Raw genomic sequence first — 20,540 nt, forward strand, 5'->3', positions numbered from 1 at the left:
GCTAATTCTGAGCCATCAACTTTCGTGCGGCCGCGAGGTCCTCTCGCGACGAGTCGCCATTTCTCGCGGTTTCGACGACTTTCGCGTAGTACTGGCGGGCCTTCACAGGATCCCCCGCTTTCTCGGCCGCGTGAGCGGCGCCGATCGTCGCGCCAAATCGGTTCGGCTCCTTGCGCATCGTGCTTTCGAACGCGACCAATGCCTCCGTCGCCATGCCGCGTTCGAGCAGCATGGTCCCGTAAAGCTCGCGTGCGGGGGCAAGTGGACCCGGCGTCACGATGGATTTTTCGGTCTTGTCTTCGGCATCGGCGGCAAGGCGCATCGCTTCCAACGCATCCGCCTGCTTCCCCAGGGCGTTGAGCTGCCAGGCTGTAGCGACCTGCCGCTGAATGTCCACGATTTCGGCCCAATAGGCGTCCTTGTCCTGCTGCAGCTTGTCCCGCAACTCCGCCAGCTTGGCGATGTCCGCCGTTGCCGCGTCTGCATTGCCGGAGCGCGCGGCGCCAAGGGCGCGGGCGAAATAGGTGATCGCATCGACATAGGCAAACCGGCTCGGCTCGACCTTCAGCGCGGCGGCGCCCTGCCAATCACCGCGCTCGACCATATAGCGCGCTTGGCTGGCCGCTATCGCGTAGGGACCGGCGCGGACAGCCGGCACATAGCCAGTGGTCGCAATCATGTCCGCGATGACCTCGCTGGCTCGGCTGTCCTGCGCAAGCTGGAGCAGCGCGTAGACCATATAATCGTCGGCATGCAGCTGCTCGCTGGGGTCTTTGCCCTCCTTGGCAGCCTTCGCGGAACGGCTATTGGCGTCGATGGATTCGTTCCAGTAGCCGACGCGCGTGAAGATGTGCGACGGCATATGCAAGGCGTGCGGTGCCGCCGGCGCGATCTCGGAATAACGCTTAGCAGCGTCGAGTCCTTGCTCTGCGATCGCCGGATAGTCATAGAGATGGATCAGGTAATGTGCGACGCCGGGATGCCGCGGCTGGCGCTTGAAGATCGGCTCCAGGATAGCGGCGCCCTTGAGCTGGTTGGCATAGGACTTGTCGTTTGGTGACGCCGTGACGTTCAGCGTAATGGCGTAGGCGATCTGCGCCTCGTCATCATCGGGATAGCGCGCGGCGACGGCTTCGGTTGCCCTGAGATAGGCCTGCGCACGCTGTCCAAACGTCGTCTTTTCGTCGCCCGAATAGAAGGCCAGCAGCGCATCGATATAGCCGCGTTCGCGTTCGCTCTTGGCGCCGAGTGCCTTCGCCTTCTGCAGCGCGGCGAGCCCTCCGGTGAGGTTTTCCTTCGGCGCGGCAAAATGCGGATTGTACAGCAGGCTCAGCGCAATGCCCCAATAGGCGATCGCGCATTCCGGATCGGCCTGCAGCGTCTCCTCGAAAATTTCCTTTGCGGGCCGGTACCAGAACGAGTGCTGATAACGCATCCCGCGATCAAAGCGGCGCTGCGCCACCTCGTTGCAGGAAGTCTGGAAGTGCACCTTGCCAAATTGCTCATCGGCCCCGTCTTCCGCGCGTGCGGCGGGCGTGCCGGAAATCGAGCCTAAGGTAGCGAGGGCGAGAAGAGAGACGGTTCTCAAGGCGAGCGCGCGCATCGGCCCCTCCGTTTCTGTTCAGAATAAATCTGGTCAGATGGCGCCGATAAAACCGAGGGCGCCGAAGTTCGTACTGCTGAGATCGGCAATGGCAATTGCGTTGTTGAAGGATTTCTCTATTCGCGATGCGAGTCAACAGGAAGCGGACGGATTTGCGTTAGGGAAGCACGCCTGCCAGGATCCATCCGCCCGCGCGTCGAGGCGAGTGGGTCACAAGGCCGCTCGCACGACGAGCGGCCTTGCATCATCGACCGTCATCCCCTCAATGCAGCGGATCGCCCTGGCCGAGCGCGTAGGCGACGAGGTCCTTCAGCGCGAAGCTGGAGCCGGTCACCGGCGTCCATTGCGGGTCGAGCGACAGCACGGAGGAATTATCTCCGAACATCATGCCGAGGAAGACTTCTGCGACGATGCGACCGCCGACCGGTCCGAGTTGCGGTGTCTTGACCGTGGCGGGCCCGCCGGTGGCGGAGATCTGCATGTCGGTCGCGTTTTGCCGCGCCTCGGCGAGGATGTAGGCCCACAGTGGGCAGTTGTCGGCGAACACGCCGTTCGCGATGCTCGCGATCTTGACTTGCGGATCGCCCGGTCCCGGCTCGTCGACCGCCTTGCCGATGATGATCTCGTCGTCGGTCAGCGGTGTCAGCTTCATCGCCTTGGCGACGGCCTGGCCGGACGGCAGCCCAAGCCGCCAGCTGCGCTCGAGATTGCGCAGCGCTAGCGACGCCGGATTGGAGGCGACTTCCGGCGGCAGCTTGCGCAGCGGGTCCACAAGCGAGGCATCGATGCGATAGGCAAACTGCAGCCGCCTCTTGTTGTCGGGATTGGCGTCGTCGTCCTCGACGCCATAGGGGCGCGTGTCGAGATCGATGAAGCGGCCCCAATCCATGGCGCGTCCTGGTCCCATCGCTCGGAAGCCGGTCAGTGCGTTGTGGTCGGGATTGTTGGGATCGGGAAAGATCTGCAGCAGCATGTTGGCCGCGTCGTTCAGCCGGTAGCCGGGGCGGATCATGGAGTGCCCGAGCCGGTAGGCCGCGACCGAGAACTCGACCGGCATGAACGGATAGGTCTTCCAATGGTAGTAAGCGAGCTTGCCGCGGTCGTAGCGACCCGCGGTCTTCAGCTGGTCCAGCACGCTGGCGTGGACGATGCGCGGCAGGAAGTCGTTCAGCACCACGTACTGATAGTGGAATCGAACGCGCTGCTGCACCTCTTCGAACGACAGGCTGTCATTGTCGTCGACCATGCGGTTGTGAAAGCGCAGCATCAAGGCTTGAAACTGCGAGACAATGCTGTTCTCGTCGTTGCGGGGATCGCCGATCAGCGCGCGGCCCTTGAAGCGCGGCAGATCGACTGCATCGGGCACGCCCGCCCCGGTGACCTTCTCGCCGAGCCGGAACTTGATGTCGTCATACATGTAGGGCTGGTCGTTCGGGCCGCGGCCGTAGACATTGTCCATGTCGAGTGACGGCGTGCGGAAGTCGACGAGCCCGTCGGGGTCCTGCTGCTTGGTCAGCGAGCTGACCGGATCGAAGGTGATGTCGTGGTCGATGAACTGGCCAAAATAAGTGTAGAGCGAGGGAATGCCGCTCTCTTCCGCATCCGGCCCGTCCTTCGGCCCGTCGAAGCCGGCGACCATCTTGTCGGCGAGCGCCGACAGGTTTGCGACAGCGTCGGAATCGTTCGGGCCGAATTTGGCCGGTGCGAGCTTGCGGAACATGCGGCCGAAGCGGCCTTGCGAAAGCGGCGAACGCGTTGCGTTCAGACCGCGCGGAACAATTGCGTGGCGGCTGCTCATTGAAACACCTTCCTGAAAAGTCGAATGGAAAGATCGGGCTAAGGTTTCTCGCGCTGGAGTTTGCAGCCTAGGCGCGATCACGCCTGCCACGAGCGAGATGGATCACAATTGCCCGGTATCGAAATTTTCGGAAGGTGCGCCTTGGCCCGCAAGCCACGGCTGCGCATCGTGAATTTCTCGGTGCTGATGACGGATAACATTCTCGTCATCGACGGACGCAAGCGGCTTCGCACAGTTTCAATTCGCCGGCACGTCGGCGGAGCGGGTCGTCTTCACGCAAAAATTGTGGCGGCGCGCGCGTCATACGCGCACGCCGCCAATTCGTCAGTAGTCGCGCTGCTGCGAGAACGCGTAGCGCGGGTTGATGCCGCAATAGGACGACGTGCCGGAGGCGGTAGCGAGGCACTGCTGATAGCTGGCGAACTGGCAATTGCCGGGGTAACCCCACGAGCGGCCCTGGATGCAATATCGATCGTTCGCAGGATGTGCCTGGGCTGCCGGGGATGCTACGGCGAGCAGGGCCGCGAGCGATGCGAGAGTGAGGATGGTGCGACGCATGTCAGTCTCCTTCGAGAGCGAGTGGGTGGGAATGCCAGCGAGCCTGGCTCGTCTGTTGCGCAGTCATGCCTGTATTGGTGTCGCCAGAATGCTTTGCGTTCGCGACAAGGCACATCATGACGCAGCCTGCTGCCGGCAATGTGATCTCGGCCACAGTTCACCATGGGGTTCGAGCCTATCGTGAACGGACTTGCACGCGTCGATCCCGCAGAAATACGCTTGCCTTATTCGGATCAGGTATTTTGGAGGTTCTAATGCAGAAATCATACTTGCTGGCTGCGACAGCAGCGCTGGCGCTTCTCATGCAGGCACCGCTCGCGTTGGCGCAGGGCGCACCAGCCGCCGCCGGAACCGCGGCGTCTGCGACGACAACCGCCGCGCCGGCAACGACGACGACCGCGCCGGGCGCAACCAGCGACACCTCCAGCCAGCCGACCGACTCCAAAAAGAGTGCGTCGAAGAAGCCGGCGAAGAAGAAGATGACGCGGCAGCAGGAGATCGATCACTCGGTCGACAGCGGCACGGTGCCCGCGCGCTACCGCAGCTCGGTGCCGAAGCAATACCAACAATACATTCCGTTCGATAAGCAGTGACGGATCGCACGGCAGCGCGGCGTGATCGGGCATCGCGCCGCCAATGCCATCGCGTGAAATAGGACCTTGGCCGGACGGAATCCGGCCATACATCCCCAGTGGCGGTCCGCGCGAGCGGTGCTAGAGTAGGTCGAAGCCTGGGGGGAGTAATGAGTGACGACGTGAAGGATGCTGGCCTCGTGGCGATGATCAGCAGCATCCTGGGAGGCAACAGGCGCGCCGCAGACAGTGTTGCGCCGCCGCCGGTCATCGAGGTTCCGCCGCCGACCGCGCCGACGAACGGATTTGAGCTGGTCGAGCTGCCCGCCGCCGATACGCCGGCGGCCAACCTCGAGGACAAGCCCGAAACAAATTCCGAGAACGCGCTCGATGCGGCGCTGGCCCCCGCGAAGTCAGTCGAGCCGCCAGCGAAGATCGCCACGACACCTGATGGCAAGCAGTTGCTGCCTGCTGAAGCGATCGCCGATCTCGTCCTGGGTGAGCTGCGCAAGCTCGAGAATTTTCCGGCGACCGGCGCCTCCGTCACGGTCTACGGCTACAGGCACTGGAACGCGATGATCACCTTCGCGCCGTTCTCGACCACGTTCCGGGATGCCACGCGGTTCCGGCAGGCCATGCCGGACATCGTTTTCAAGCTGCGCCGTTTCGTCGTACTTGAGATATGATCCGGGATGATCGCCAGCTTCTGCCCGCCGCGATTGCTTGCGGCGCGAAGGCGCGGGCCGTGAGCCCGAACAGTTCGACAGGATTTTCGACTTGAGCGTTGCCTTTACCAAGGAAGAGAGCGCGGAAACCGCCGCCGAGACGCTGTTGCCGGATCGGCCGATCTCGCCGCATCCAAATCTCGTGACGGAAGCAGGCTTGCAGGCGTTGCAAAAGCAGCTTCAGGACGCGCGCGAGGCCTATGAAGCCGCGCAAGCCATCGAGGACGTCAACGAAAAGCGCCGGCAGTCGGCGGTGCCCTTGCGTGACGCCCGCTATCTCACCGAACGGCTGCGCACGGCGCAGGTCATTCCCGCCCCGGCCTCGACCGATGTCGTCGCCTTCGGCAGCACGGTGACGTTCAGCCGCGCCGATGGCCGCGTGCAAACCTATCGCATCGTCGGCGAGGACGAAGCCGATCCCAAGGCCGGCACGATCTCATTTGTGGCACCGGTGGCGAAGTCGTTGATGGGGAAGGCGGTCGGGGATGTCGTGGGATCGGGTGCGCAGGAGATCGAGATTTTGTCGATTGAGTAGGGGGCGTTTATCGATGGTTTCCGCTGTGTCCGCGCAACAAGGCGCGATAGCTGGATGAGGCGGTTTCTGTCGGGAGCATTGCCGTTTTACGCGCTGGCTGGGTTGGCCATGTGCATGTACCTCGTCCTGTACAGGACAAATCTCTTCGACCTGAACGCCATCGTCCAGGATGCGACCGGCTCGGCGTGGTTTCCGGCCTTCATATTCGTCTGCGTGCTGCTGGAGGCGGTCTTCCCGTATTTTGGCTATTTCCCCGGAACCGCTCTCATCCTGATGTCCGTGGCGCTCAATCCAAAGCCCGCGGACGTCTCCGTTTTCATCGTGGCGTGGTTGGCCATCATCCTGGGCGCCGTTCTGAGCTACGGACAGGCTCGTTTTTTCAGACCGCTGTTGCAGCGGATTGCCTCAAAGGCGGCACTGAACCGGTGTGAGTCCCTCCTCGACGCCTACGGTCCTTACGCGCGAATTGCGCTGTTCGTTCATCCCAACGCCTGCGCGATGTATTTCACGGCACTCGGACTCCTCGGCCGCAACCTGACGCGCGAGCTCGCCTATCTCGGCGTGGGCGCAGCAGCCTCTGTGGGCATTCTGTTCGTCGTGGTGACCAGACTTGTGTCGTCCGTAGGCACCACGGACGATGGAGAATTGCAGCTGCTGCTGGCCGCAGCGCTGGTTACTATCGGCACCCTGGTCGGTTTGTACGCAGCCTGGCGACCGGCGCGGGTTGCGTGAAGCTTGATGCGATCGCGCTTCAGGTCCCCCGCGATGATGCCATCATGCCGGTGTTTTGCCCGACGAGTCAAATTATATTTCGGAAAAGTCGCAATCCTGTAACTCATTGATCCGACTGAGGTCGGCTACTGTGCATGGGGTTGTTTTCGCTGTTTTTGATTTGGACGGGTGAAGACAGCCGCCGAGCGTCGGTTATCGTCCGCAACAAATTATGGTTCAGGAAGGTGAATGGTGGGCGCACAAGGGATCGAACCTTGGACCTCTCCCGTGTGAACCACAATCGGTAGTCCCTAGCCAACCCGAGCCAGCCATAGTAAAAAGTAGATAAGCCTATGCATCGTATGGTATTTCGCCATATGCGACCATAATAGGCCACAACTGACCAAACTACATTTTGTATGCCCCCGCTGTGCCCCCGTGCCATCTTCCCTTGGGGCACACAAATCGGGGAGGGTCTGTGCCCCCTCTGTTCTTCAAGGGCCGTCCTTCCACGCTGGTGTGCCCCGAGGCGGAAAAAGCGAAGGAAAGTCAATGATCACTTTCCCTCGCTTCGATGGTCCCGGCGGCTGCGGGGCACACGGCGACAGGGAGCACAGGGACCATGCCGGAGCCGACCAACCAGCTGACACTCACCGATGCCGTAATCCGCAACGCGACGTTGCCGCCGGGTAAGGCGCAGCATTATCTCCACGACGACAAGTTGCCCGGCCTCGCGCTGCGCATGCGCGCGACCGGTGGCCGGACCTGGGTCTACCTTTTCACCAAGCCGGGGGTGAGGGGGACCCAGCGCAAGACCCTCGGCGCCTGGCCCAAATATAATGAGAAGGCAGCGCGCAAGGCCGCCACCATCGCCGCGGGCGAGGTCTTCAAGGGCGTGGATCCGAACGACGCCAAGCGCGAGGCGAGGCGGCAACAGGCAGCCGAGAAGCAGCGCACCACGCTAACCACCCTCATTGTTGAAGATGGTCCCTACCAGGCGTCCTTGACCGGACGCCAAGTCGTCAACTGGAAGCCAGCAATGTCGGCGCTGCGGCGCGGGCTCAAGGAACACGCCGAGAGCGCCGTCGGAGACCTGACGCGGCGGCAGATCATGGCGGCCGTCGACAAGATTGCCAAGACCGGCAAGCGTGGGGCGGCCAAGGACCTGCGCAAGCACACCCACACCTTCCTCGAATGGTGCGTCGGCGAAGGTTATGTCGACCACAATGTGCTCGCTGGTTATCGCGAGCCGAAGGAAACCCGGGCGCAGCGGAGCTTGCGCCGCACCAAGGGACGCGCGCTGAGCGATGACGAGATCATCAAGGTCTGGCAGGCATCCGGCAAGCTCGGGACTTTCGGGCTTCTGGTACGGATGTGCCTACTGGGCGGCCCGCGCCGCAGCGAGCCAACCATGATCGAGTGGTCGAAGCATGTCATGGACGACCGCATCACCTTCGATGCCACGTGGACCAAGATGGGCCTGCACCACGACCTGCCGCGCACCCATCTCGTTGACGAGGTGCTCGCGGCCGCGAAACATTTCCAGCGGGCAACCTCCGACTATGTCTTCCCATCACCAAAGACCGGCGGCCAGATGTCCGGCTTCACCAAGATGGTCAACCGCTTGGTCAAGGAAGCGAGCGTCGCCAGGTTCACCATGCATGACTTAAGGCGCAGCTTACGCACCATCATGTCACGCTGTGGCTACGACAACGAAATCCAGCGGCTGTGTGTTGGACAGAAGCCAAGCGGAATCGATCAGGTCTACAATCACGACGAACAGTGGATCATCCGCAAGATGGCGTTCGAAGCGGCTCACGACTACATTGCGGAGTTGGTCGGCGCGAAACGGGTCGGCAAAATCGTGCGTCTGCAGCGGACGAATCCGCTTGACCCGATCAAGGCCGAGCTCCTCGGCCGTCTCCGTGAGCATTTTGCGGCTGAGGCGTCTTAGTGGTCTTATCGCACTTGGCCAGATAGTCGCGCACCGCATCGACACGATAGAGCGGGCGGCCATCGACGTAGCGCCATTTCAGCGGGTGGTTCGGATCACGCCGCCACTGCTCCAGTGCGCCAGGCGTGCGCCGGATAACCGCGGCCGCCTCTAATGCCGTTAAATTGGAGCTGGCCGGCAGCGCATCGATATCGAACGTCGCGGGCGGCGGCACGCCGCGATTCTTGCGACGCCGCTTTGTGGAAGGCGGCATCTCACCACTACTTGGCGGCCCTATCGCCTCGGTCGGAGGCTTTTCGTTTTCACCGTTCATGCCTCCGCCCCAAACCCTGATCCGGTTTGACGCAATAAGATCGCAGACGTCAGCAGCAATACAGAAATCGAGGGCGCAGGTATGGCTGCTGGGTAGGTGTGGCGTACAAATAGGACGAATCGTGCCTGTTTTCGGAGGGCTTCCCGATTAATCAAAATCCTTGCCCAAGCTCGGGGGCGCCTGGATAGTACGTTAGAATAAGCGCCAGCCTTTGGAGCCAAGATGAATTTGGATGAAGAAGCAGCGCGGTTCGTGCAGCTGCTCGACGAAGAACGCGAGGAGCAGATGTACCAAGCTTACCTCGAGCAGCACACGCGTCTCATCCCGCGGGAGTTCGTACAGAACCACGGTATCGGGCTCAGCCTTGTTCTTCGCAAGCTCTCATTCGGCGCCGACTACAAAACCGATTTCTTCTATTTCTCGAAAACCACGGATGACTGGAACGCCGTCTTATGCAGGCTGCCCTCTCGATGAAGGTACGGTCGCGCGGGATTCCAACCGGCCTCGTTGAGTTCATCTCGCCAGCCCAATGTTAGGCGCGCAGTCGCCCAGGGATCGATCTTGAAGGAACGCGACCAGAGCCGACTGCCATTGTCGCATGCCCGCATCTTGGCTTGCCACGCGGCAATCCGTTTGGCGTGGGGAGTGGCCGGGCCTCCCAATCGCAGAATCGTTTCTAAAATATCCAAAAGCCCCGCTGGGCCGATTACGATCTCGCCCAGAGAAGTGTTGTTTGGTGATGGCGTCTCGGGCCACGACTGCGATCACCCCCACCATCCGAAGACAAGCTTAAATCCTGATGGAATCAATGTGCTTTCCTTCCTCACGGGAATATAGGTATCCGCGAGGTCGTCGCGGTGTAGAATTACAATGGGGGATTCCAGCATGTTGTTGGTGGGTGACAATCAGCTAATTAGCTGATATGCTGACAAGAACCAACGAAGGGTCGTAGCAAATGGGATTGGATATGTCTTCTTTCGGGCGCGCGATCTCCTCCGCGAGGAAGGAGAAGGGCATGAGCCAAAAGGAGCTAGCCGCGAAAATAGTGAAGGAAGACGGAGAAGTAATTACTCCGCAATACCTGAACGATAAGCCAGCGTCTTGGCGAAGGCATCCGCGCCCGTGAACGTCGTCTGACCTGCGGTCGCAGAGAAGATGAAGCGCTTTAGCGTGCCGACCGACACCATGTCGGTCCAGGCCGTGCCGTCATAAGAACGGAACTTCTTGGAGACGGTGTTGAAGTAGAAGTCGCCAGCATTTGGCGCTGCACCGAGCGGATCGGTCGCGGGATCGGCGGTGAGACCCCCGTAGTAGATGCCCTTGAACTCGTTGATCTTTGTGACAGCATCGGCCGCATCGTTCGAAGCTGAGGCCGCATTCTCGGCCGAGGTCTGTGCGGCTGGCCCTTGTAGCGCTCGAACTCGAAGACCTGCTGTCCTGGCACGCGCTTCGTCAGGCCCTTTGCATCCACCGTGGTGCAACTCGCTTTGATCGTTGCAAAGTACGCGGTGCCAGAAGGAGCGGTGTCAGACTTAGTCCGAACATCCACGGGAAGGCACGTCAGATCGCCGAATCCGTGAAGCCCCACTTCTCGACGCTCAGAATGTCCGTGCATTTGCCGTCCGGCTCCTGCAAGGCCCAGCTCGGCAGGCTGTACTGCGTGCTGTTCCCATCCTTCTCCGGGCTACACCACTCGCCCACGAAGTCGATCGGCATCTGCTTCTCGGCCGCGTGCGCGTTGCAGACGGCGAGCATAATGAAGGCGCAGGAGAACGCCAGGGTACGTTTAGTCATTACAAATTCCTTCAGTGTTTCGATAGCCAGCTGAGTTGCTGGCCGAGCATCAGTCCTGACATCGGCACCTCAACCTCGGCGAACCTGTCGAGCAATGCCATGTTCAGATGGCGTCGATAGTTCTGGCCGGCGAGCACGATGGCGGTGTCGCCACCCACGCGCGCCAGATCCATCTGCTGGGTCACCAGCTTGGCCCATCCCCGACGTGCTTCGATACCCATGTCGTTGAGAGTCTTGTCGTATGGCTCGATGATATAGCGCGACAATCTGGATGGGAAGCGCGCGACAATCAGGATGGCGAGTCGGTGTCGCCGCGAGATGATGGATTGCCGCGATGATTGTCGCGCGCAAGAGTTTTGTTCGCTCTGATTGTCGCGGAGCGTCAATCAGCGAGTGTTTTTGGTGTCGCGTGCGAGGATGGTCGCCCTGGACCACGCTTCCGCTCGAGCGCGGTGCGCCTGCGATCTGGATAGCGAAAAAGCTATAGGTCCCGAAGTCGGAGAATTCGAGAATATTGCCGATGGTTGCGCCCCACACGGCGCGGCCGGTCAAGCGTTCGTCTGCCGGACCGAGGACCGGCTCCGGCTTCTCCCGAGTAAATTGCCTGGCCATCCTGGATCCGTCTCGCGCGCGATCGCTAGCCTGAACATTTCGACCAGTCAGGTCGCGCGCGTTGCATTCCACTCGCTCTACATCCCCTCTAGCTTGAGGTGGCCGCCCCGCGTCCCAGTGCTCCACATGTGCTTGACGCATGCCACGACGAAGCTCACGACGATGAGTGCAATAAAAATGCCTGCCTCTTGCAGCCCCATTCAAGCCTTGAACTGATCGCGGCAATCGCCAGCAAAGATGAATAGATGAACGCGCTGCAGTTGTCGGGCGGGGGCGATCGTTGTGCTTCTGTGCAATGGCGAGTTTGCGACAACATTGGCGGACGCCGAACAGATGCCGCCTATTTTCACATACAAGGGCCCCCGCGGGTGCATGCGGCGTTCAGCTGGCGGCGCGTGTTGCGGAAGCGTCAGCAATTGGCCCGGCTTTGCTCCGCTGCTCGCTAGTTGCGTGCAGCCGCCTGCTTTGTCGGAATTGGTCCGCTGCAGAATGGATCTTCGTGCGATCAAAAGACAATAGGAGCTCGCATTGTGGACGGCACCATGAAAACGATCGATGTCGCCCCCGGCACGACGGTGACCACGCTCCAGGTTCGCCCCAGAATTAGCGCCCAAGAGGCTTGAAGCGAACGTGGCGTCAGGTTGTACGGTCAAAGGGAGGTTGAGGCGATCCTCAGAACGTTCATGACGAGGATTAAAGATGTTTCAACTCTTAAAGGGAGCTCGGCAGGAGCTTGTTTGGGACACCTTGTGAGGCAGCTTTTGGAGGGAGTCGACCTCGTTGAAGCTGCAGGTCTTTTGCAATCGCAGCCCGGAATAGGACGTGTAGTATGAATACAAAGACAATTACGATCATCGTGCTTGCGGCTCAAACGTTGCTCGGCCCGCCCAGCAGGGCCGTTGAAACCTACGATGTCAGGGATTCGAACGGCGTGCCCTTCATGCGGGCGCGGATATTCGGTCCCGGAGATGGCCCTTCTTGTTGTGGCGGAGGTGACAAGCCGAATCATTCGCTCCGGATTGTGCCGCAATGGGAAATAGATCATTCGCTTGCGGCGATTCGGCATTGGGCCGAAATCATCAAGGTCATGCCGGGTCAGTCGCCGGCCATTGTCAACATCGGCGGAATTCGCGGTAACACCGCAGCGTCGATAATCCAGGCGTCACCCGATGGCGGCACCAAGGTGGAGGCGGCGCTCAAGGGCCAGGATCCGGGCGAGCTGGACTACGGCGCGCATGGCATGGTTGCGATCGGCGAGATGGGGTTCTCATCCGATGCCTACATCCCTTCGCAATTGCCGATGACGCCGAAGATCGGCCTTGCGCCCGTTATGATTCATGAGTTCGCCCATCAATTGGGAATTGCCAGTACCATCATTTACGGTAGTGAAGCCACGCCGTTCTCCCCTCGGGCGATATCACCGTATTTCGCTGAATCGATAAATGCCTGGACCGATCATTTGCACGATGACAATGGCAACCAAGCGAAGCCTGGACAGGCAATCTACTGTACCGTCTGCGCGAACCCGCGAGCTGACGACGTTTTCGACCTGCGCCGCGATCAGGGCTATTTCGCCGGCAAGAATGTGAGTGAAGTACTGGCCGGTGCCATGCCAGGTATTCCGGTGCGAGTAATGACCGAGGATGGTCGGCAGGATGTACCGTTCGTCTCGCATAGCGAGCTTAAGAACAGCCTGATGAGCCACCAGGGATACCGGAATTATACCTCCCTGATGGAGGCGGAGATCGCCGCGATGCAGGACATCGGCTACAGCATCGATCGGCGCAATTTCTTCGGCTACTCGATCTACGGCAACGGTCAGAATTTGGTAAACGATAATCCCTTCTTCGCTCGCAATGCTAACGGTACCGCGTATCTGCCAAATACATACAACACGGCCACGCTCGGACTGGGACTGCACGTCTATGGCAGCGGCAACACTGTGATCCAGCGCGCCGACCTGCTTTCGCAAGGAGCAGGGGGGGCGGCATCCGCGTCGATGGCGAAAGCAATCGGATATTAGTCTCGCCCGGGACCCGCGTCTACGCGGACGGCGCCTATGGGCGCGGCATCATGTTCACTTACGGCAAGAATCACACGTTTACTCAGGGTGGCGACGTGCAGGCTCTCGGCGAGCATGGTATCGCAGCAAGCTTCGACTTTGGCAACAGTGCGATAGGCAACGAGCATGAATACCGCGGATCGTATATTCGCACGATCGGCAATAACCCGGCCCCGATGCTGAACGAAATCGATGGTCCGCTCGTCAGCACGTTCGATCTGACCGGGCGCCTGGCTGGCAGTCATGCAGCGATGTACATGTCGAACAATGGCTATGTCGGCCAGATCAATGTGATGCGTGGCGCAATGCTGTCAGGAGACATCCTGTCTGATTACGCCCAGCTTGACGAGAACGGTTCTCCGCGCCTGACCAAATTGACCTTCGGTATGACGCCTGACGCGAATGGTCACTCAACGGGACAGCCCGACGCAAGCTTTGCGACCCGCTATGAAGGTAATATCGTTGGGCGCAAAAATCTGTCGCTGCAGTTGTCCGGCGGCGCCGTGTTGTTTACCGGCAATCACGAAGTGCACGACGCAACTGTCGCGCAAGGCGCAACCTTGTCCGGCAACGGCAGTTATCTGCTCAATAGCGATGGCCGCTTCACCAATGGCGGTGCTGTCGCTCCCCTCATCGACGGTCTTGACAACAGCATAAAGGTGAATGGCGACTATCTGCAGACCTCGACCGGTCGCTTGCAGGTCGCGGTGAATGATACCGGTGCGTTCAGCCGCCTCGTGGTGAACGGCAATGCGACGCTCGACGGCACGCTCACGATCACGCCGAAACGTGGCTGGTATCACAGCGGCTTTAGCGTCTCCTCCGATCAGTGGCTGAACGCAACAAATCTCACAGGGTCGTTCACGAACGTGGCGACATCGCTGCAATCGCCAATCTTGATGGCAAGCGCTACAGCTCAGGGCGACAACACCTATGCCTTGACGCTCGCTCGCCCAACATATGCCTATTCGCGTTATGCGGCCAATGCCAACAGCCGCCACGTGGGCGCGGCGCTCGATCGAGTAGCTGGCAACGCTGCGTTGGGGCTGCAGCCGCTCATCGCGGCACTCGACTTCTCCGCATCGGACGGCACGGTGGTGACATCTGCGCTGCGGCAGCTTTCGCCGTCCGTTTATGCGTCGGAGCAGGGCAGACGTGTCAATGACAGCTTCTATGCGCGTTCAGCAGTCTACAATCGTCTCGAACAGGCGTTTGGCGGCGCGCCATTCTCGCAGATGGCGGTCATGGGTTATGGTCCTGAGCAGAGGCCCGGCGGCAATTCTGCATCTCCCATCAGCGCGGTCGGCCAGGCTACCTCTGACCTGCCATCCTATGACTTGCAGCGTTATGCAACGTGGGGTTCTGCTTTTGGCGGATGGACGACCCAATCAGGTGATAGCAATGTCGCAAGCACCAGATCCACCATTGACGGCTTCATGACCGGTATCGACGCGTCGGTATTTGACGACTGGCGCTTCGGTGTTCTTACGGGCTATAGCCGTTCCACTTTCAAGGTTAACGCTGCTTCGTCATCGGGCCGCAGCGACAATTACACTTTCGGGACTTATGCAGGCACCGAGTGGACTGTGCCAGAAGGGGCCATCGCCTTCCGCTCAGGCATTGCCTATACATGGCACGATCTTGAGATGAGCCGCAACGTTAGGTTCCCGGGATTCAACGACAACTTGATCTCGGATTATGATGCAGGCACTTTCCAGATTTTTGGAGAATTGGGCTACAAGGTTCGTGTCGGCAAGTGGTCGGTGATCGAACCCTATGGCAATCTCGCCCATATTCGCGTCGCGACGGATGGTTTTAGCGAGATGGGACTGAACGGAGCGGCGCTTGATATTCACGCTGACACGATGGATACGACGCTCTCCACTCTCGGCATCTACGCGACCACCCGTTTTCAACTTGGCGAGATAGCCACGACTGCGCGAGCTGATATTGGCTGGCGTCATGCCGTTGGTGGCCTCATTCCGCTGTCGACCGCCAGCTTTGCTGCTGGTTCCATCGCTTTTGTGGCTTCGGGCGTGTCCATTGGCAAGGACGTGGCACTCGTCGAATCCGGTCTGGACTTCCAGCTTTCGAGCAACAGCACCCTTGGCGTCGCCTACCAGGGCCAGTTCGGTTCAGGCAGCACCCAGACCGGACTGAATGCCACCTTCAACGTGAAGTTCTGATACGCATGGTCAATCGATTTTGGCCCGGCGCGCTGCGCGCAATGGAGATCATGTTTCCCGATCTGGTCGACAAAACTTGGCGCGGGCGATCGAGGTTAGCCTGCCTGAACGCCGGCGCTGGCGTCTACGCGCGATGTCTGACCGAGCTCGCTCGAGGGCAAGCAGCGTTTTTGTCAACGCTGACAATCTATCCGACATCGTCTTGAGCGCCTCAAGCGTCCGGCGGGATCGAGCGGCCGCTTCGCTGAGCACTCCGATTTCCCGTCCGACTCGGGGCAGGCGAGAACAGGCCTCGGCGGGAAAGGTCTTTCGCGGCGAGCCAACCGATGTCGGCGCCGCGCCATTCGTGCTGCGGGACAATGAAGGTAAGGTCCACGCGACCGGCGCCATGCGCACCATCAGCACGTTCGAGCAGGAGTATGTGCTCTTGGGCCCAAGGGGCCGATCACGCTCAACGTGCCAAAGAAGGGGAACATCGGCGGCATCGCCAGTGGCCGCCTGCTGGTGACGCTCGACGAAGATTGGAAGCCGTCCGGCGGCACCGCGTTCGCGGCTGGCTCGATGATCTCGTATGACGTCGCCGAATGGAAGCAGGATCCGCTGCGCGCCAGACCCTGGCTCGTGTTCCAGCCCGGGCCTCGGCAGGCGCTCAGCGGGTTCAGCGCCACCAGGCACTTATTGATCCTGACGATCCTCGACAATGTTCAGGGCAAGGCGTTCGTCTACAAGTGCGATCAGGGCGCCTGGCGGGCCACGGCGATCCCACTCCCGGAGAATGCGAGCGTCGGTTTACCTGCCGCATCGAATGAAACGGACGAGGTGATGTTCACCGTCTCCAACTATCCCACGCCGACGTCGCTCTGTACTTTGACGCCGCAAGAGACCAGCACTTTTTTTGAGAACAGCGTCAATAGACATGCTATCACGATTGGCTCGGCGCCACCGAGGGGACAGAGTTAGGGACTTTGGTCTTCCTTGCCGCCGACCATACTATGGGGCCAGTTCGGGAAGAACTGTAGTAGCCGAGGGATCAGATGGCGGCTGTTCGCTTGAACCATTTCCTCGGTAGGCCAATGTAGTAGCCACGCCTGCGAAGCTCTGGCTCGGACCTGTTGAGCCTTTCGCAAATGGATTCCACAGGCGTGCCTGCATCAACAAGCTCGCGCAGTAGTTCGTCTTCTCGTTTGGTCCAGCGAGGAGAGGGCAGAGTCAACTTCAATCCGCTTCTTGCTTCGATTTCATGCGGTTCTGGAGAAGAGCTATCCCGGGCTCAGCCTGACAGTGCTGAGCGCATTGCCAAGCTTTGTCTGCGATCTCCGCGTTCGTATATCGGAATCCGCAGTACGGTCCCAATCAGGATGGCAAAATTCCTTTGACCAGGCTCGAGTGTGACACAAATGTGGACCTCCGATAGCGGCGTCTCGCCTGCTGCCAGTCATCGCGTCGGCTTAAGAAGAATGCCAGGGGAGGCGTTCTTTCGAAAGCTATACGTCAGCATAATTGAAAGGGCTGACAGACGCGTACCTCAGCCGCTGACGTCCTATCTGTCATCTTTGGCTTGTTCGGTTTGAGACATCTATGTCCTGAATCTGCCCGAGGTACGCAATTGGTTCATTGGGCGTATTGCCTTGGTCTGCGGAGCGTGGAGCGCACAACGTTTCCGGTGGGACGCAGATTGCTGAGGTATGACGAGGGCTTGCTCCCGAGTTGTCTAGCGCGACTCGAGGGCGGCCACCCGGCCTTCATTGAACGGTGACCACGCTCCAGGTTCGCCCCAGAATTTAGCGCCCAAGATGCGGATTCCGACGAAGTCGCCCAGGCGTACCGATATGAAGTCGCCCGTGGATTCCGAGACGATGTCGCCCACCTTTCCGATTTGATCTCGCCCAGCGGCGAGGCGTTCTGGCCGGCTGGTTCTCTGGCATCGGTCAAGCCGCGTGGTCAATCTGGAATCGCGACTTCAACCTGTTTTTCTTCTTCTGCGGTTGCTGTGGGCATGTGGGCAACGCGATTGCGTTGTCCAAGCGCAGCGGCATGTCCACAGCGCCACGGGCTCAAGTCTTTCGGGCGGATTGCCGGGTTCGGCGCAGGCTCTCACCGGTGAGGTCGAGCCGATGGGCATTGTGGACGAGGCGATCGAGCACGGCGTCGGCATAGGTGGGATCTCCAATGAGCAGATGCCACTGGTCCACGGGGAGCTGGCTGGTGACGATGGTGGAGCGATGACCGTAGCGATCTTCGAGGATTTCCAGGAGGTCGTGACGGGCACCGGCGTCGAGCGGCTCGAGTCCCCAATCATCGAGGATCAGCAGATCGACACGGCCAAGGCCGCGCAACAGGCGTGGATGGCGGCCGTCGCCGCGGGCGAGCGCCAGATCGTCGAACAGTCGCGGGACGCGCTGATAGAGCACGGAGCGATTGTCGCGACAGGCCTTGTGGCCGAGCGCCGAGGCGAGCCAACTCTTGCCAACGCCGGCCGGCCGCAGATCAGGAGATTGACGTGGTCGTCGATCCAGCGGCCCTCGACAAGCTTAGCGAACAGCGGGCGGTCGAGACCGCGCGGGGTGCGGTAGTCGATGTCCTCGACGCACGCCTGCTGGCGCAGCTTGGCGTAACGCAGGCGAGTGGCGAGCCGTTTGTCGTGCCGCAGCGAGGCTTCACGTTCGAGCAGCAGCGCAAGCCATTCGGTGTGACCGAGGCTTGCGGCCTCACCGGTGGCTTCGATGTCGGCGAAGGCCTTGGCCATGCCGTGGAGGCCGAGGGCGTTGAGGCGGTCGAGGGTCGGATGGGTGAGCAAGGGATGATCTCCTAATTGTAGTAGCGCGGTCCGCGGATGTTGGCATGCAGGATCGGCGCATCGTCCGCGGAACGCTGGTGAGCAGAACGCCGATCGAGATTGTTGGCGAGGATCGACTTGACCGAACCATAGGTGCGCGCGCCGATGTCGATTGCCCGCGCAGCCGCGGCGTCCAGCCGTTCGCGCCCATAGGAGGCGGCGAGCCTGAGGATGCCGAGGCAGGCGCGGAAGCCTTGCTCGGGGTGCGAGCGCTCGTCGAGAATGAGGTCGCCCAACGCGCTGGTCGCCGGCCCGATCGCGGCGGCGTCCTGGCGGATACGCGCGATGGTCCAGCCGGCGTAGCGCCGATGGCTGGAGGCCATGTGCTCCGGCACGGTGGTGTGTTTGTGATTGCCGCTCATGCGCTGATGCGCGGCGATCCGCTCGCCCTTGTGGAAGATCTCGACGGTACGGGCCGTGAACCGCACCTCGACCTCGGCGCGGGCGAAGCGATGCGGAACGCTGTAGTAATGCTTCTCCACCTCGACGTGGTAATCGAGACTGACGCGGCGGATCCGCCACTCGGCGAGGACATAGGGGGACGCCGGCAATGGCTTGAGCGCCGGCCGCTCGACCTCCTCGAGCAACCGGCGGCGTGTCACGCCGAGCCGCCGGATCGGCCGTTCCTCATTCAGCCTCGTGAGCAGTTCGCCGATCGCCGCATTGACCTCGGCCAGGCTGTAGAAGGTGCGATGGCGCAGGCGGCCGAGCAGCCAGCGCTCGACGATGAGGACGGCCTGCTCGACCTTGGCCTTGTCGCGCGGCTTGCGCGGCCGCGCCGGCAAGATGGCGGTGCCGTAATGCGCCGCCATCTCCGCGTAGGTACGATTGATCTGCGGGTCGTACAGGCTCGCCTTAATGACCGCGACCTTGGTGTTGTCGGGCACCACCAGCGCCGGTATGCCGCCGATCGCCGCGAAGGCGCCAACATGGGCGCTGATCCAGTCGGCGAGCCCCTGCGTCCACGTCGCCTGCGCGTAGGTGAAGCTCGATGCGCCGAGCACGGCGACGAAGATCTGCGCCGTTCTGCGCTCACCGGTCAGGCGGTCGACCACCACCGGCACGCCATCGCCGGCATAGTCGACGAACAACTTGTCGCCGGCCGCATGGGCCTGGCGCATCGTCACCGACAGGCGGCCCTCCCAGGCGCGGTAGAGCTCACAGAAGCGCGAGTACCGGTATCCGCCGGGCTCGGTGGCGATATATTCCTCCCACAGGATCGAAAGAGTCACGTGCTTGCGTTTGAGCTCGCGGTGCACGGTCGCCCAGTCGGGCTCGGCGATGCGGCGGTGACCCTGACGGTTGCCATTGCCGGTCTTCGCGAACAGGCGAAGTTCCAGAACCGTGTCGGTGACGTCGTCTGGCAACGGCCAGCTCAAGCCCGCGGCCTCGAACCGCCGGAGCGCCAGGCGCACCGTCGAGGGCGCCGCGCCCACCCGTCGCGCAATCTCGCGGCTCGGCAGCCCGGCCGCCTTCATTCTGATCACATCGCGCACACGGCGCATCGCAAGCCTCTCCGTCGGCATCCAGGGTCCCCTTCGCAAAGCCGAAAGAGTTGACCCTATGGGAGCCAGAAGATGCCTCGTCACCCGGGCGACATCATCCCGGAATGGTGGGCGACATCATTTCGGAACGGGTGGGCGACTTCAAATCGGAATGGTGGGCGAGATCATCTCGGAATCCTGGGCGACATCGATCGGAATCCGCACCCAAGAGGCTTGAAGCGCACGTAGCGTCAGGTTGTACGGTCAAAGGGAGGTTGAGGCGATCCTCAGAACGTTCATGACGAGGAGTAAAGATGTTTCAACTCTTAAAGGGAGCTCCGCAGGAGCTTGTTTGGGACACCTGCCGCGACACCGGATTCTCATCCTGATTGTCGCCCGCCTCTCATCCAGTTTGTCGCGCTACACGATGACCCGGTCGGGATCAACTAGACCATAGGCCGCAGAGAGGATGAGCCAGGAGTCGGCGTTTCGTTCGGCATATCTTCTGGCGCCGATGAACCAGGGCGAGACGTAGAGGTCACGAGCTGGCCGCGCCGTGTCAGCCTTCAGCTTCACGCAGGAGACGAACGCGACCCGCGTCATTGGTCTTTCCGCCAAGGGTTTTGCTTGCCTGTGCCGCCAAACTGTTTATCCCGATGCCATGCATCTGTGGCGCGGCTTTCTGCGGCTGCGAGCGCGTTCTTGACCTTCGCGTAGATGGCTTTCTACTGGGCCGAGAAGGAGTGGTAGGCTTCCTCCCTCGCTAGATCTTTAGCCCGGGACAGTTCCTCCGCGTC

At 61.0% G+C, this 20,540-nt stretch carries 18 protein-coding genes and 1 pseudogene; 9 read left to right on the forward strand and 10 right to left on the reverse strand.

What is annotated here, in order from left to right:
- Window position 1 precedes the first annotated feature (1 nt).
- The 3 genes from AB3L03_RS23790 to AB3L03_RS23800 form a co-directional block, all read right to left on the reverse strand.
- Window positions 2–1,603: a hypothetical protein gene (locus tag AB3L03_RS23790; protein WP_368507123.1), complete on the reverse strand. Its 1,602-nt coding sequence runs from the start codon at window positions 1,601–1,603 to the stop codon at window positions 2–4.
- Window positions 1,604–1,865: 262 nt separating this feature from the next.
- Window positions 1,866–3,401 (reverse strand): heme peroxidase family protein, encoded by a 1,536-nt coding sequence (locus AB3L03_RS23795; protein WP_204512279.1) that lies wholly within the window; start codon window positions 3,399–3,401, stop codon window positions 1,866–1,868.
- Between the two features lie 324 nt (window positions 3,402–3,725).
- Window positions 3,726–3,959 carry a DUF3551 domain-containing protein gene (locus AB3L03_RS23800; protein ID WP_007596464.1) on the reverse strand — a complete coding sequence of 78 codons (234 nt, stop codon included), beginning with the start codon at window positions 3,957–3,959 and terminating at the stop codon, window positions 3,726–3,728.
- Window positions 3,960–4,213: 254 nt separating this feature from the next.
- Here AB3L03_RS23800 and AB3L03_RS23805 point away from each other — a divergent pair, with 254 nt between their 5' ends.
- From AB3L03_RS23805 to AB3L03_RS23825, 5 genes are all read left to right on the forward strand, one after another.
- Window positions 4,214–4,552, forward strand: coding sequence for a hypothetical protein (locus AB3L03_RS23805; protein WP_085349549.1), 339 nt, complete (start codon window positions 4,214–4,216; stop codon window positions 4,550–4,552).
- A gap of 149 nt (window positions 4,553–4,701) precedes the next feature.
- Window positions 4,702–5,217, forward strand: a complete 516-nt coding sequence (locus tag AB3L03_RS23810) for a hypothetical protein (protein ID WP_368507124.1) — start codon at window positions 4,702–4,704, stop codon at window positions 5,215–5,217.
- A gap of 91 nt (window positions 5,218–5,308) precedes the next feature.
- A complete protein-coding gene (gene greA / locus AB3L03_RS23815) occupies window positions 5,309–5,791 on the forward strand; it encodes a transcription elongation factor GreA (protein WP_204512277.1) in 483 nt (160 codons plus the stop codon).
- A 54-nt stretch (window positions 5,792–5,845) separates the two neighbouring features.
- The gene (locus tag AB3L03_RS23820; protein ID WP_026232578.1) at window positions 5,846–6,523 is read left to right on the forward strand and encodes a hypothetical protein; all 678 of its coding nucleotides are present in this window, start codon (window positions 5,846–5,848) and stop codon (window positions 6,521–6,523) included.
- 601 nt (window positions 6,524–7,124) lie between these two features.
- The gene (locus AB3L03_RS23825) at window positions 7,125–8,456 is read left to right on the forward strand and encodes an integrase arm-type DNA-binding domain-containing protein (RefSeq protein WP_085349546.1); all 1,332 of its coding nucleotides are present in this window, start codon (window positions 7,125–7,127) and stop codon (window positions 8,454–8,456) included.
- Here the strand turns inward: AB3L03_RS23825 and AB3L03_RS23830 are convergent.
- Entirely contained in the window at window positions 8,401–8,769 is a 369-nt protein-coding gene (locus tag AB3L03_RS23830) for a hypothetical protein (protein ID WP_085349545.1), read from the reverse strand. The genes AB3L03_RS23825 and AB3L03_RS23830 overlap by 56 nt on opposite strands.
- A gap of 222 nt (window positions 8,770–8,991) precedes the next feature.
- On the opposite strand from AB3L03_RS23830, the gene AB3L03_RS23835 reads away from it, so the two are divergent.
- Window positions 8,992–9,243, forward strand: a complete 252-nt coding sequence (locus AB3L03_RS23835) for a hypothetical protein (RefSeq protein ID WP_085384399.1) — start codon at window positions 8,992–8,994, stop codon at window positions 9,241–9,243.
- Between the two features lie 593 nt (window positions 9,244–9,836).
- On the opposite strand, the gene AB3L03_RS23840 is transcribed toward AB3L03_RS23835, so the two are convergent.
- The 3 genes from AB3L03_RS23840 to AB3L03_RS23850 form a co-directional block, all read right to left on the reverse strand.
- The gene (locus tag AB3L03_RS23840; RefSeq protein WP_085349543.1) at window positions 9,837–10,250 is read right to left on the reverse strand and encodes a hypothetical protein; all 414 of its coding nucleotides are present in this window, start codon (window positions 10,248–10,250) and stop codon (window positions 9,837–9,839) included.
- A 79-nt stretch (window positions 10,251–10,329) separates the two neighbouring features.
- Entirely contained in the window at window positions 10,330–10,563 is a 234-nt protein-coding gene (locus AB3L03_RS23845; RefSeq protein ID WP_085349542.1) for a hypothetical protein, read from the reverse strand.
- Between the two features lie 11 nt (window positions 10,564–10,574).
- On the reverse strand, window positions 10,575–10,949 hold the full coding sequence (locus AB3L03_RS23850) for a DUF6884 domain-containing protein (RefSeq protein WP_162496312.1): 375 nt from the start codon (window positions 10,947–10,949) through the stop codon (window positions 10,575–10,577).
- A gap of 1,055 nt (window positions 10,950–12,004) precedes the next feature.
- Between AB3L03_RS23850 and AB3L03_RS23855 the strand changes: the two genes are divergently transcribed.
- The 3 genes from AB3L03_RS23855 (at window position 12,005) to AB3L03_RS23865 (ending at window position 16,383) form a co-directional block, all read left to right on the forward strand.
- A complete protein-coding gene (locus AB3L03_RS23855; RefSeq protein ID WP_368507125.1) occupies window positions 12,005–13,198 on the forward strand; it encodes a hypothetical protein in 1,194 nt (397 codons plus the stop codon).
- A 50-nt stretch (window positions 13,199–13,248) separates the two neighbouring features.
- Window positions 13,249–15,423, forward strand: a complete 2,175-nt coding sequence (locus tag AB3L03_RS23860) for an autotransporter outer membrane beta-barrel domain-containing protein (protein ID WP_368507126.1) — start codon at window positions 13,249–13,251, stop codon at window positions 15,421–15,423.
- A gap of 504 nt (window positions 15,424–15,927) precedes the next feature.
- Complete coding sequence (locus tag AB3L03_RS23865; protein WP_143273316.1) at window positions 15,928–16,383, forward strand: hypothetical protein; 456 nt, start codon at window positions 15,928–15,930, stop codon at window positions 16,381–16,383.
- A 1,094-nt stretch (window positions 16,384–17,477) separates the two neighbouring features.
- Here the strand turns inward: AB3L03_RS23865 and istB are convergent.
- The 3 genes and pseudogenes from istB to AB3L03_RS23880 form a co-directional block, all read right to left on the reverse strand.
- Window positions 17,478–18,220, reverse strand: a pseudogene (istB, locus tag AB3L03_RS23870) (IS21-like element helper ATPase IstB).
- An 11-nt stretch (window positions 18,221–18,231) separates the two neighbouring features.
- On the reverse strand, window positions 18,232–19,764 hold the full coding sequence (istA, locus tag AB3L03_RS23875; RefSeq protein WP_368509070.1) for an IS21 family transposase: 1,533 nt from the start codon (window positions 19,762–19,764) through the stop codon (window positions 18,232–18,234).
- Window positions 19,765–20,163: 399 nt separating this feature from the next.
- A complete protein-coding gene (locus tag AB3L03_RS23880; RefSeq protein ID WP_085348297.1) occupies window positions 20,164–20,346 on the reverse strand; it encodes a DUF6884 domain-containing protein in 183 nt (60 codons plus the stop codon).
- Window positions 20,347–20,540: the final 194 nt, after the last annotated feature.

The sequence above is a fragment of the Bradyrhizobium lupini genome (genome assembly GCF_040939785.1).
In the GTDB taxonomy this organism is placed as follows: domain Bacteria; phylum Pseudomonadota; class Alphaproteobacteria; order Rhizobiales; family Xanthobacteraceae; genus Bradyrhizobium; species Bradyrhizobium canariense_D.